Source organism: Pararhizobium gei, assembly GCF_029223885.1.
GTDB classification, from domain to species: Bacteria; Pseudomonadota; Alphaproteobacteria; order Rhizobiales; family Rhizobiaceae; genus Pararhizobium; species Pararhizobium gei.
Window position 1 is genome coordinate 3813392 of record NZ_CP119409.1, and the last position, 13063, is coordinate 3826454.

Below are 13063 nucleotides of genomic sequence, written 5' to 3' on the forward strand. Positions count from 1 at the left end.
GCACAATGTGATGACACCGAACCAAATCGATCTCGTGCAGTCTTCCTTCGCAAAGGTCGTGCCCATCAGGGAAACGGCGGCTGAGCTTTTTTACGGGCGGCTCTTTGAGATCGCCCCTGACGTCAAGCCTATGTTCAGGGGCGAAATGAAGGAACAGGGTCGCAAGCTGATGATGACGCTGGGAATTGTCGTCAACGGTCTCAAAGATCTGCAAAGCATTCTTCCGGCTGCCGAAACGCTTGCCGTCAAACACAACAGCTACGGCGTCAAGCCCGAGCACTACACGCCTGTTGGCGAGGCGCTGATCTGGACGCTGGCGCAGGGTCTGGGAAAGGATTTCACCTCCGAAGCGCGCGACGCCTGGGTCGCCGCCTACACCACCCTGTCCGGCGTCATGATTGCTGCAAGCTGTCGCAACACCGTATCCGGGGAGCACAGTCATGGTGGATAAGCTTGTCATTATCGGCAACGGCATGGCGCCCGGCCGTATGCTTGAACATTTGCTCGAACAGGCCCCGGGCCGCTACGACGTCACGATCTTCAATGCCGAGCCACGCGTCAACTACGACCGCATCATGCTGTCGCCTGTCCTATCCGGCGAGAAGACCTACGAGCAGATCGTCATCCATGGTGACGGCTGGTATGTCGAGCATGGCATCACGCTCTACAAGGGCCACAAGATCGTCGCCATCGACCGCACGGCCAAGACCGTTACCTCGGATCATGGCGTAACCGAGAGTTACGACAAGCTGGTCATCGCCACAGGTTCGGTGCCCTTCATCATTCCGGTGCCCGGCAAGGATCTGCCCGGCGTCATCACCTATCGCGACCTTGATGACGTGCAGGCCATGCTGCTCGCCGCCCAGTCGCGCGAAAAAGCCATCGTCATCGGCGGCGGCCTGCTCGGGCTGGAAGCCGCGGCCGGTCTTGCCTCCCGCGGCATGGACGTGACCGTGCTGCATGTCATGCCGACGCTGATGGAGCGCCAGCTCGATCCGGCCGCCGGCTATCTGCTGCAGAAAGCCGTCGAGGAGCGCGGCATTAAGGTCATCTGCAAGGCCAACACGAAAGCCATCATCGGCGATGGCAGGGTCGAGGGCATCGAGCTCGACAACGGCACGATTATCCCGGCGACATTGGTCGTCATGGCGGTCGGCATCCGGCCGAACGCCGGTCTTGCCAAAGACGCGGGGCTCGCAGTCAATCGCGGCATTGTCGTCGATGCCGGCATGCAGACCTCCGACGGCGATATTCTGGCGCTCGGCGAATGCGCGGAGGTTGGCGGCATGGTCTACGGCCTCGTAGCGCCGCTCTATGAAATGGCCCGGATCGCCGCATCCCATCTGGCCGGCGACCGCACGCCCGCCTTCGTCCACTCGGATACACCGACCAAGCTCAAGGTCACCGGCATCAATCTTTTCTCGCTCGGCGATTTTGCCGAAGGGGAAGACCGTGAGGAGATCGTCCTGCGCGATGCCACCGCCGGTGTCTACAAACGGCTGGTGCTGAAGGACAACCGCATCATCGGCACCGTGCTTTACGGCGAAACCGCCGACGGCGCCTGGTTCAACGACCTGAAGAAGAAAGCCACCGATATCTCGGAAATGCGCGAGACGCTCATTTTCGGACAGGCCTACCAGGGAGGGTCCCCGCTGGACCCTATGGCGGCCGTTGCAGCCTTGCCGGATGATGCGGAAATCTGCGGCTGCAACGGCGTCTGCAAGGGCAAGATCACGGGCGCGATCACGGCCAAGGGCCTGACCTCGCTCGACGACGTGCGCGCCCATACCAAGGCATCCGCATCCTGCGGTTCTTGCACCGGTCTGGTCGAGCAGTTGATGACCATCACGCTTGGGGATGCCTATAATCCGGCAGCCGTGCAGCCGATGTGCAAATGCACCGAGCTTGGCCATGACGACGTGCGCCGCCTGATCAAGGCTAAGGGGCTGAAGACCATCCCCGCGGTCATGCAGGAGCTGGAGTGGAAGACGTCCTGCGGCTGCGCCAAATGTCGGCCGGCACTCAACTATTACCTGGTCTGCGATTGGCCGGACGAATATGCCGACGACTACCAGTCTCGCTTCATCAACGAGCGGGTGCATGCCAATATCCAGAAGGACGGCACCTATTCCGTCGTTCCCAGAATGTGGGGCGGCGTTACCAATGCGGCGGAGCTGCGCGCAATTGCCGACGTCGTCGATAAGTTCGAGATCCCGATGGTCAAGGTTACCGGCGGCCAGCGCATCGACCTGCTCGGCATCGAAAAGGAAGACTTGCCCGCCGTCTGGGCCGATCTGGGCAAGGCCGGGTTCGTTTCGGGACAGGCCTACGCCAAAGGCCTGCGCACGGTGAAGACCTGTGTCGGCTCGGACTGGTGCCGTTTCGGGACGCAGGATTCGACCGGGCTCGGCATCCGGCTGGAAAAATTCATGTGGGGCTCCTGGACGCCGGCCAAGCTGAAGCTGGGGGTATCCGGCTGTCCGCGAAACTGCGCGGAAGCCACCTGCAAGGATATCGGCGTCATCTGCGTCGATAGCGGATTTGAAATCCACTTTGCGGGCGCCGCGGGTCTCGACATCAAGGGCACAGAGGTACTCGGCCTCGTAAAGACCGAAGACGAGGCGCTCGAATACATCGTAGCACTCGCACAGATGTACCGCGAGCAGGGCCGCTATCTCGAACGCATCTACAAATGGGCGAAACGCATCGGGCTGGACGAAATCCGCCACCAGATCATGGACAACGCGGAAAAGCGGAGGACCTACTACGAGCGCTTCGTCTTTTCCCAGAAATTCGCCCAGGTCGATCCCTGGTCGGAGCGCGTCTCCGGCAAGGACAAGCATGAGTTCAAGCCGATGGCGACGGTTGGTTATCCGGAGGCGGCGGAGTAATGGACATGAACTGGATCGCGATCGGCGACATAAACGATATCCCGCTACGCGGCGCGCGTTGCGTCAAGACCCCGCAGGGCAAGATCGCCGTGTTCCGGACCGCGGAGAACGAAGTGTTCGCCATAGAGGATCATTGCCCGCACAAAGGTGGCCCCCTGAGTCAGGGCATCGTGCACGGCGCTTCGGTCACCTGCCCGTTGCACAACTGGGTGATCTCCCTGGAAACCGGCAAGGCGCTCGGAGCCGACCAGGGCGAAGTGCGGACGATCCCGGTGCGCAATGAAGACGGCATGCTGTCGATTGCGCTTGAAAGCCTGATGATGGCGGCGGAATAGCGATGATCGAGTTTGTGGCAATACCCCCCTCTGTCAGCGGCGCTGACATCTCCCCCACAAGGGGGGAGATTGTTCTTTTCCCTCGGGACCCGAAGTGTAAGGGACGTAAGAAATCGGTGACCAATCTCCCCCCTTTTGGGGGAGATGTCCCGGAGGGACAGAGGGGGGTTAGCCTCCGCGTTCTCGGACAATCCGGATGGGCTGCGCTCGATGCCCACTGAAACAAAAACCACTTGCCCCTATTGCGGCGTCGGCTGCGGCGTCATCGCGAAAATCGATGACAACGGCTCGGTCAGTGTCAGGGGCGATCCGGATCATCCGGCGAATTTCGGCCGGCTCTGCTCCAAGGGTTCGGCGCTGGCCGAAACCATCGACCTCGACGGACGTGTGCTTTATCCAAAGATCGCCGGTGAACGTGCGGACTGGGACGAGGCGCTGGACCTTGTCGCCGCACGCTTCTCGCAGGCTATTGCCGAGCACGGCCCGGACTCGGTCGCCTTCTACGTCTCCGGCCAGTGCCTGACGGAAGACTATTACGTCGCCAACAAGCTGATGAAGGGGTTTATCGGCTCCGCCAATATCGATACCAATTCGCGGCTCTGCATGGCATCCTCGGTCGCCGGCCACCGCCGTGCTTTCGGGTCCGACACGGTACCCGGCACTTACGAAGATCTGGACCAGGCCGACCTGATTGTCCTTGTCGGCTCCAACCTTGCCTGGTGCCACCCGGTGCTCAACCAGCGGATCCATGCGGCAAGGCAAAGCCGGCCGAACCTTAAGATTGTCACGATCGATCCTCGCCGTTCCGTGAGCGCCGATACCGCCGACATGCATCTGATGATTAGAAGCGACGGCGACGTCGCGTTGTTTAACGGCCTGCTTGCCCATCTCTCGACATCCCCGGCATTCAACCGGGCTTATGTCGCGGCACATACGACGGGATTTCAAGGCGCGCTCGCCGCCGCGCAAGGCTTGACGGTTCTCGACGTTGTCCAGGAGACGGGCCTGACTGTCGGCGAGTTGCTCGCCTTTTACCGATTGTTCGAGACCTCCGAACGGGTCGTGACCTGCTACAGTCAGGGCGTCAACCAATCCTCGACCGGAACCGACAAGGTCAACGCGATCATCAACTGCCATCTCGCGACCGGCCGCATCGGCAGGCCCGGTATGGGACCATTCTCGCTCACCGGCCAGCCGAACGCCATGGGCGGACGCGAGGTCGGCGGGCTCGCAAACATGCTCGCAGCCCATATGGACATCGAGGACGAAGCGGCGCGCGACCGCGTCGGGCGTTTCTGGCGAGCGCCTGCGATGGCGGCAAAGCCGGGCCTGAAGGCCGTCGATATGTTCGAGGCCGTTGCAGATGGCCGGATCAAGGCGCTTTGGATCATGGCGACCAATCCGGTCGTCTCCATGCCGGATGCCGACCGCGTGCGAAAGGCCATCCGGGACTGTCCCTTTGTCGTGGTCTCGGACATTGAGGAAAATACAGACACCGCCGCCCTCGCACATGTGCTGCTGCCGGCGACCGGTTGGGGCGAGAAGGACGGCACCGTCACCAATTCCGAGCGCCGCATATCCCGCCAGCGTGCCTTCCTGCCCGCGCCGGGCGAAGCCATGCCCGACTGGTGGCAGATGGCAGAGGTCGCCCGGCGGATGGGCTTTTCTGAAGCGTTCCGTTACGACCGGCCCGCCGAGATCTTTGCCGAACACGCAGCCCTTTCGGGCTTCGAGAATAACGGCGACCGTGACTTCGACATCGGCGCCAAAGCCGATATCGGCCCGGATGCCTTCGATGCGATGCCCCCTTTTCAATGGCCACATCAAAGAGGAACCTTGGAAGGCACGACACGCTTCTTTGCCGAGGGTGGTTTTTATACACCCGATCGCAAGGCCCGCTTCATCGCGGTCAGACCGCAACGCGATGACCGCACCAGCATTGAGGCGCCCTTCCTTCTCAACACCGGCCGCATCCGCGACCAGTGGCACACGATGACGCGCACCGGCAAGAGCGCCCGCCTCTCCTCGCATCTCGCCGAACCCTTCGTCGAGATCAACCCGGACGATGCTTCGGACCTCGGCATCGCCAAGGCCGGGCTTGTAACGCTCGACAATGCCTTCGGCTCCGTCACCTTGCGCGCCCTTATCACCGAGCGCCAGCCGAAAGGCAGCGTCTTTGCGCCCATGCACTGGAGCGGTCAGAATGCGGCCAACGCACGCGTAGACGCGCTGATGGCGCCGCGCATCGACCCGATCTCCGGCCAGCCAGCCCTCAAGAATGTCGGCGTCAGGATGGGGCCGGCAAAGATGATCTCCCACGGCTTTGCGGTTGCCGCAGTGCGTCCGGAGCGGCTCGATGCGGCCTATTGGGCGGCCGCCAAGACGGAAAATGGATGGCGGGTGGAATTCGGCTTCGATACATCGATCGGCGATATTGAGGCCTGGTGCCGCCACACGTTCAGCCTGCCCGATCGAAGCGACCATCTTGCCTATACCGACAACCAGAGCCGACAGCAGCGCCACGGATTTTTCGAGGGGGACCGGCTGCTGCTTGCCTTCTATGTCGCGCCGGAACCGGTTTCCGTCTCTCGCGACTGGGCTGTCGGACAGCTCGGCCTATCGCTTGCAACGCCGGCGGCCCGCCTTGCCATTCTCGCCAGTCGCCCAGGCGCCGGACAACTCGACCCCGGTGCCACCGTCTGCTCCTGCTTCGGCATCGGTGTCAACCAGATCGCTGCTGCCGTCACCGCCGGTGACTGCACCGTCGAAGCTGTCGGCATCCGCACCAACGCTGGAACCAATTGCGGATCATGCCGAACCGAAATCAGGGGGATCATCGATGCGTTTCATCAACAAGCTGCGGAATAACGGACAAAACCGCGCAGACATTCCTCCCCCGCGGTCTGCAATCCTCGAACGCCAGGAAAAACCGATACAGGCCGCAGGTCGCACGCTCCCGAAGAACAATTCCAGGTCTTCCACCAGATGCAATTCAGCCTGCCTTCCGACATCGCGGGCAGCCTGATGGCGCTGCTCTCTGCTTTGACGCTCAGCTTTGCGATCGGCTTCAGCTGGAACCGCTTCTGCCGGATCTTCCGCCAAGCAACCAGCCAGACCATTCTCTTGTCGCCGGCGACCCAGCTTGCCGGTGCAGTCAGCGTGTCGGCAGCAGCATTGGCCGCCGGCGGTAATCCTCCTGTCACGGCAAGCGCAATCGTGGCTTTGGGACTGGTCCTTTCAGTCCTTCTCTCACAAATGATGCTGCGCCCGGCAATTCAGATCGCTCTGGCATCGGTCAGTCTACTCGCCCATGCAGCACTTCCGAACGCTCTGTAAAGCGGGAACAATGGCGGACATGGCGCGTTTGCAGGCCAGCTAAAACAGGAATAGTGCAATGCAAATGGCCATGAGAGCCGTCTTCGTCATCATTGTCGGGTCGATCCTCAGCATACTTGCGATCAAATATGCCGAGAACGACCTCAACGCTTCAGTCCCCATGATGGACCCTGCCAAGGCTGCCGAGCAGACCTGAAGCCTGGTCTAGCCAAGCGTCGGAAATCTGCCATATTCGCCCTTCAACCATAGATTTCGGGGAACTGCGATAAGCCGTATCAACTTCGAGCAACCTACCGCTCTGGGGCCGGATTCGGATGAGGACTGGGGACGGGGCAATGACGAAATGGCGCAATGAACCTATGCTTCCTCATCATGTCGAGCTGTGCCAACGCGTATTCGACAAGGCGAGAGCCGCCCGCAAAATTGCACCGGACAGCGATGCAAATGATCCGGTTGCCGCTTTGGTCCTGACCCTCTACAGACACGGTGTCTGGGAGGAGGACCAGCTTTTGCAGCGTGTGCTGGCCGCTCTGGACGAGAAATCCTGAACCTCTACCCAATTTCATGACGAGCGGGCATGACTAGCAAGACGCACGCTGGTTTTGGCCTGTGGGCCTTCGAGCACCAGCTTGGCGCCGTCGATATGCCATGCGCGCACTTCTTTGAGAGCACTGAGAAACTTTACTTCCTGATCCATGACGGCCGGAACACAGGTTCTTGTTGTCGCCTCCGGCGGGGCGAAGGCTATCGTCTTTCTCCCCACGTCGAAGGTACCGGTAAAGCTGTTGCAACCGGCAAAACCTGAATAGGTGCCGTCATCATTGATTTCCAGCGTGGTCTCCAGAAAATCGATGACGCCGCCATGGGCAATATCTTCCGCAAGCCAGATGCCGCCGAGTGCAGCAGGGACGTCCCGTGCAGTGGTCGTCTGAATCGCACCTGGCCCGATGACGACGCAGCCGCAGGCAAGAAACAGCGCAATTTTCAACATCCGTTCTCCCCCGTGTTCATCGTCCGCCCGCGACACCGATTCGCCATTGCCGCGACCCTATCGCACCTGCCTTGTGGCAAACCACCCTTGTTGAGGTCTGTTTTCACCTGTAGAGCCTGTTGCAAGCAGAACAATAACGGGATTTGGCCATGACATCCGGCGCGACCTTGAAACGCCGATTGACCATTCTGGGCTCGACAGGCTCGATTGGTACCAACACGCTCGATGTCATCCGCCAGTTGGGCGGTCGCAGCTGTTTCGAGATTGCCGCAGTAACCGGCAACGGAAATATCGAACTTCTTGCGCAGCAGGCAATGGATGTGGGCGCCGAACTGGCGGTGACGGCCGACGAAAGACACTATGACAGTCTGAAGGCTGCCCTTGCCGGCACGGGGATCGAAGCGGCTGCCGGCAAAAGCGGCCTGATAGAGGCGGCGGAACGGGATGCCGGCTGGGTCATGGCAGCGATCGTCGGAACAGCCGGACTTGCCCCGACGCTGGCGGCGGCGCGACGAGGCGCCGATATCGCATTGGCCAACAAGGAATGCCTGGTTTCGGCCGGCGATCTCTTCGTCAACGCGGTCACGGCCGGCGGCGGCAAACTGATCCCGGTCGACAGCGAACACAGCGCCATTTTCCAATCCTTGGAGGACGACCAGCGCCATGCGGTTGAACGGATTGTCCTGACCGCCTCCGGCGGCCCTTTTCGCACCTGGTCGCGCGAACAGATGGCCGGCGTAACGGCCGACATCGCCCGCGCGCATCCCAATTGGTCAATGGGTCTGAAAATCTCCATCGGCAGCGCTTCCATGTTCAACAAGGCGCTCGAGATGATCGAAGCCCGGCATCTGTTCGGCGTCCAGCCGGATCAGATCGAGGTCATCGTCCATCCCCAGTCGATCGTCCACTCGATGGTGGGTTATACGGACGGCTCGGTTCTGGCGCAGCTTGGCTGTCCCGACATGCGCACGGCGATCGGTTACGCCCTGACCTATCCGCTGAGAACAAAACTCGACGTCGAGCGACTGGATTTCGCAAAGCTTTCGCGGCTGGATTTCGAAGCGCCGGACGAGGTTCGCTTTCCCGCACTTCGACTGGCACGGACGGCCATGCAACGCGGTGGCGTCCAGGGTGCTGTCATGAACGCGGCGGAAGAGATCGCGTTTCACGCCTTCGTCACCGGCCGTATCGGCTTCCTGGAAATGGCGGACATTGCGGAAACGGTGATGGAGAGCATGGCGGATCGTGCGCCAGCACTTACCATGGAGGATGTCTTCGCAGCCGACGGCGAAGCCCGGGCGCGTGCCGAGGAAACCATCTCTGTCAACGAAAAGGCCGCCTGAGAAGCGGCCTATATCTGATCTTAAAACCCTAATTTAGGCGACGGCTCTTGCCAGCGCGCAACGCGACCAGAGCTGATGCAGGGCGCCGACCAGATGGTCGATATCGGCATCCGAATGCAGCGGCGTCGGTGTAATGCGCAGGCGCTCGGTCTTCTTCGGCACCGTCGGGTAGTTGATCGGCTGGACATAGATGCCGCAATTGTCGAGCAGCAGGTCGGAGATCCACTTGCACTTGGCCGCATCGCCGACCAGCACCGGCACGATATGGCTTTTATTGTCCATATGCGGAATTCCGTTCCTGTCGAGCAGATTGCGCAGCCAGCGAACCCGCTCCTGATGGGCGAAGCGTTCGATTTGGCTTTCCTTCAGATGGCGGATCGAGGCGACCGCACCGGCAGCCAACGCCGGCGGCAGGGCGGTGGTGAAGATGAAGCCCGAGGCGAACGAGCGGATGAAATCGCACAGCGCGGTTGATCCTGCAATATAGCCGCCCATGACGCCGAACGCCTTGCCCAGCGTGCCCTCGATCACCGTCAGCCGATGCATCAGGCCTTCACGCTCGGCAATGCCGCCGCCGCGCGGGCCGTACATGCCGACGGCATGGACTTCGTCGAGATAGGTCATCGCGCCGTATTTATCGGCGAGATCGCAGATGTCCTTGATCGGCGAGATATCGCCGTCCATCGAATAGACCGATTCGAAAGCAATGATTTTTGGCGCACGCGGGTCGGCAGCTCTCAGCTTGGCTTCCAGGTCGGCAACGGAATTGTGCTTGAAGATCACCCGTTCGCATTTCGAGTGGCGAATACCTTCGATCATCGAAGCATGGTTGCCGGCGTCGGAAAAGACGATCACGCCGGGGATCTTCGAACAGAGCGTTCCGAGCGCCGCCCAGTTGGACACATAGCCTGATGTAAACAAGAGAGCCGATTCTTTGCCATGCAGGTCGGCAAGCTCCCGCTCGAGAAGAACGTGATGGTGGTTGGTACCAGAAATATTCCGGGTGCCTCCCGCACCCGCGCCACACTGGTCGATGGCGAGCTTCATCGCCTCCGTGACCTTGGGGTGCTGGCCCATGCCGAGATAGTCGTTCGAACACCAGACGGTGACGTCCTGCTTTTCGCCGTTCGCATTATAGCGCGTCGCCTTGGGGAATTGTCCGCGCTGGCGCTCCAGATCGGCGAACACGCGGTAGCGGCCTTCCTGATGCAGGCCATCCAGTTCGCCTTTGAAAAAACTCTCGAAATCCATCATCGTCTCCAGACCTTGCCGTGTTTTTGCCCGAAAGGCACTGTGTGCGTCAATCCCGAGTATTGGAATCGCCCCGGCATGCGGCAAAAGGCCTCTAAATTTGAACGATTCTACATTAAGCTTAGGGGATTTAATTCTTCTTAACCTTGATCCAAGTCAAGATACATTCAGTCACGAGATGGCGCTGCGCCGTTCACACTTTCAAAGGGTGACGCCGCCGCTCCCTGCTGAAAATAACCCGGAAGAAGCTTACCTCCTGATATAGCCTGCCCAGTGTCCCGAAGGGAACAGCGCCTTCAGCTTCAGTTCAGGTTGAATGGAGTTTCTTGCAGGAAGGAGAGGTTGCGGGATATGTGTGGACTTTCGCAAATGCGCAATTATCCTGAAACTGCAAGTTCGACTGGAGGGGACCTTGGCGTCCAGCTTCTGATTCTGGGGAATGGATGGCGGAGTAATCCGCCCGTCCTTTATTGGAGAACCACATGAATAAAGCCATTGCGCTTATCTTGATTGCCCTGTCTGCGGCGAGCTGCACGCAAACGGAGAAGGGTGCCGGCATCGGAGCTGTTTCCGGCGCGATCATCGGCGGAGCGATTACCGGCAACGTGCGCGGCGCCGCCGTGGGTGCGGCGATCGGCGGCGTCTCCGGCGCGGTCATCGGCAATGTCAGCGAACAGCCTGGCCAATGCTACTATCGTGACCGCTACGGTCGCCGCTATATCGACGATTGCCCGTGATCTGATTTCGCCGCTCCGACAGGACGGCAGATCGCGCGAGAAGGCTTCGGGAACATTCCGAAGCCTTTTTTGTTTCCCGCACGTCACACCTGCAGCTGTTTTTAGGCAAAATATGCCATTCTGCCTTCATCCGCGATGCAATGCTGTGTAGGGTCAGCGTTAATGAACGAAAAACTTTAATCTGCAATTGTGCCCCCAGCCATGATGGCGGGCGGATGTTGTTGGTAGCCTGGAAAGCGGAATGCGGGAAAAAAAGCCTCTGCCGGCAGTAAATGCCGTATATCGGAAGGCAAGTGCTGCGTTCACGATCGCCACAGTGGCCCTTCTGAGCCCTTTGTCGCTCAACAACGCCCATGCCTTCAAAATCTTCGGGATGAGTTTCTTCGAGGGCGATGAAGAGAAAAACGACGTCATAGACCCGGTCGATTACAGCCTGACGCTGACCGAAGGCTCTAACGATGAGGATCTAAAGGAGGTCCTGGAAAACAATTCCCGGCTTTTCCAGGACAAGGACGAGCCTGTTTCCGGTGATCTCGGCCTGGCGATCAAGGCACGCGACGATCGCGACCGGCTTCTTGCGACACTTTACGAGCAGGCGCGCTACGGCGGCACGGTCGCGGTGACAGTCAATGGGCAGGATATAGACACCCTGCCGCCGGATCCGAGTTTTCCGGACGGAGCGCCGGTTCCTGTCGAGGTCACGGTTACGCCCGGCCCCGTTTTCACGCTCAGGGACGTTCTCCTGAAGGGCGACGCCATCGGCCACAGGCCGGACGACTATCTGAAAATAGGCGAACCCGCGCGATCGACCGACATCATCAAGGCGGGCGAAAAGGTCGTTGAAGACCTGAAGGAAGAAGGACGGCCGCTGGCGCGGCTTACCGAGCGCAGCGCAACCGCCGACCACGCCAGCGAAGTGGTGGATGTCGTGCTGGCCGCTGACGGCGGCCCGGTCGCACCGGTCGGTGCAGTGACGGTGACCGGAACCAAGACCGTCGATCCCGCTTTCGTCGCCATGTACTCCCGCCTCAACGGCGGCGACCCCTATTCGCCGGAAAATCTGCGCAAGGCCTCCGAACGGCTGCGTCAGCTTGGCGTCTTCTCCAGCATCACGATCAAGGAGGCCAGCCAGTTGGCCCCGGATGGCACGATTCCGATGACCATCGAGGTTTCGGAGGGCAAGCATCGTTATTTCGGCGCCGGAGCGCAATTTTCGACAACGGACGGTTTTGGCGTCCAGGGTTACTGGGGACATCGCAATCTGTTCGGTCAGGCAGAGTCTCTGCGCATCGAAGGGTCGGTCAACCGCATCGGTGAAACCACCGATGTCGGCAGTCTCGACTATTCCGCCGGGTTGTTGTTTTCCAAGCCAGGCGCCTTCGGTCCGGCTTCGGCCTTCAATGTCAGTCTGAAGGCGCAACTGCTGGATCCCGATGCCTATAAGGCGACAATCTTCACCGGCGCCGCAGGCGCCAGCTTCGAATTGTCGGAGACAGACACGGTCTCCTTCGGCGGCGAACTGAGCTGGGCCGATGTCGAAGACGCTTTCGGCGTGAACGATTATCTAACGGCGGCGATTCCAATCGAGTATATCCGCGACACCCGCGACAACAAGCTTAACCCGACGGAAGGCTACCGGGCGGCGCTCAACGTCAAGCCAAGCTATGAGATCAACGGCCAGACCTTCTTCAGTTCTATCGAGGGGTCAGCCTCCACCTATCTCGGGCTTGGCGAGGAAGATCGTGTCGTGCTGGCCGGGAAACTCAGCGCCGGCGTTCTGGCCGGTGGTGACGGCCTTGACGCCATTCCAGCCAATCGCCGCTTCTATCTCGGCGGGGGCGGCACGGTGCGCGGCTATGCCTACCAGGAAATCAGCCCCCGCAATGCCGACGACGACATTCTTGGCGGCCGCTCCTATGTCAACGGCACGGTGGAGGCGCGGATCGGCGTCACAGAAAAAATCGGCATCGTTCCTTTTCTGGATGCAGGAACGGTCTCTGCCAAAACCGCGCCTGATTTCTCCGATATCCGTGCCGGCGCCGGAATTGGCGTGCGTTACGCGACACCCTTCGGGCCCATTCGCCTGGATGTGGCCGTGCCGCTCAACGCCTATCCTGGCGGGACCAAATACGGCATCTATGCAGGGATAGGCCAATCCTTCTGATTCTCGAGGGACTGG

At 60.4% G+C, this 13063-nt stretch carries 12 protein-coding genes; 10 read left to right on the forward strand and 2 right to left on the reverse strand.

What is annotated here, in order from left to right; translation table 11 throughout:
- Positions 1-10 precede the first annotated feature (10 nt).
- The 7 genes from PY308_RS18500 (at position 11) to PY308_RS18530 (ending at position 7110) form a co-directional block, all read left to right on the forward strand.
- Positions 11-451 carry a globin family protein gene (locus PY308_RS18500; RefSeq protein ID WP_275785457.1) on the forward strand — a complete coding sequence of 147 codons (441 nt, stop codon included), beginning with the start codon at positions 11-13 and terminating at the stop codon, positions 449-451.
- Entirely contained in the window at positions 441-2891 is a 2451-nt protein-coding gene (gene nirB, locus PY308_RS18505) for a nitrite reductase large subunit NirB (RefSeq protein ID WP_275785459.1), read from the forward strand. Before PY308_RS18500 ends, nirB begins: the two co-directional genes overlap by 11 nt.
- Positions 2891-3226, forward strand: coding sequence for a nitrite reductase small subunit NirD (gene nirD / locus PY308_RS18510; protein ID WP_275785461.1), 336 nt, complete (start codon positions 2891-2893; stop codon positions 3224-3226). The genes nirB and nirD overlap by 1 nt, the downstream gene beginning before the upstream one ends.
- Before the next feature lie 210 nt (positions 3227-3436).
- On the forward strand, positions 3437-6094 hold the full coding sequence (locus tag PY308_RS18515) for a nitrate reductase (protein WP_275785463.1): 2658 nt from the start codon (positions 3437-3439) through the stop codon (positions 6092-6094).
- A gap of 117 nt (positions 6095-6211) precedes the next feature.
- Positions 6212-6562, forward strand: a complete 351-nt coding sequence (locus PY308_RS18520) for a hypothetical protein (RefSeq protein WP_275785465.1) — start codon at positions 6212-6214, stop codon at positions 6560-6562.
- Positions 6563-6620: 58 nt separating this feature from the next.
- Positions 6621-6758 (forward strand): hypothetical protein, encoded by a 138-nt coding sequence (locus PY308_RS18525; RefSeq protein WP_275785467.1) that lies wholly within the window; start codon positions 6621-6623, stop codon positions 6756-6758.
- Positions 6759-6897: 139 nt separating this feature from the next.
- A complete protein-coding gene (locus tag PY308_RS18530) occupies positions 6898-7110 on the forward strand; it encodes a hypothetical protein (RefSeq protein ID WP_275785468.1) in 213 nt (70 codons plus the stop codon).
- Between the two features lie 14 nt (positions 7111-7124).
- Here PY308_RS18530 and PY308_RS18535 read toward each other — a convergent pair whose 3' ends face one another.
- Positions 7125-7553 carry an META domain-containing protein gene (locus tag PY308_RS18535; protein WP_275785470.1) on the reverse strand — a complete coding sequence of 143 codons (429 nt, stop codon included), beginning with the start codon at positions 7551-7553 and terminating at the stop codon, positions 7125-7127.
- 149 nt (positions 7554-7702) lie between these two features.
- Here PY308_RS18535 and dxr point away from each other — a divergent pair, with 149 nt between their 5' ends.
- The gene (dxr, locus tag PY308_RS18540) at positions 7703-8896 is read left to right on the forward strand and encodes a 1-deoxy-D-xylulose-5-phosphate reductoisomerase (protein ID WP_275785472.1); all 1194 of its coding nucleotides are present in this window, start codon (positions 7703-7705) and stop codon (positions 8894-8896) included.
- Between the two features lie 33 nt (positions 8897-8929).
- On the opposite strand, the gene hemA is transcribed toward dxr, so the two are convergent.
- Positions 8930-10147 (reverse strand): 5-aminolevulinate synthase, encoded by a 1218-nt coding sequence (gene hemA, locus PY308_RS18545; protein WP_275785473.1) that lies wholly within the window; start codon positions 10145-10147, stop codon positions 8930-8932.
- A 482-nt stretch (positions 10148-10629) separates the two neighbouring features.
- Between hemA and PY308_RS18550 the strand changes: the two genes are divergently transcribed.
- Together PY308_RS18550 and PY308_RS18555 are read left to right on the forward strand one after the other, a co-directional pair.
- Positions 10630-10884 carry a YMGG-like glycine zipper-containing protein gene (locus PY308_RS18550; protein WP_275785476.1) on the forward strand — a complete coding sequence of 85 codons (255 nt, stop codon included), beginning with the start codon at positions 10630-10632 and terminating at the stop codon, positions 10882-10884.
- Between the two features lie 241 nt (positions 10885-11125).
- On the forward strand, positions 11126-13048 hold the full coding sequence (locus tag PY308_RS18555) for an autotransporter assembly complex protein TamA (RefSeq protein ID WP_434064170.1): 1923 nt from the start codon (positions 11126-11128) through the stop codon (positions 13046-13048).
- Positions 13049-13063: the final 15 nt, after the last annotated feature.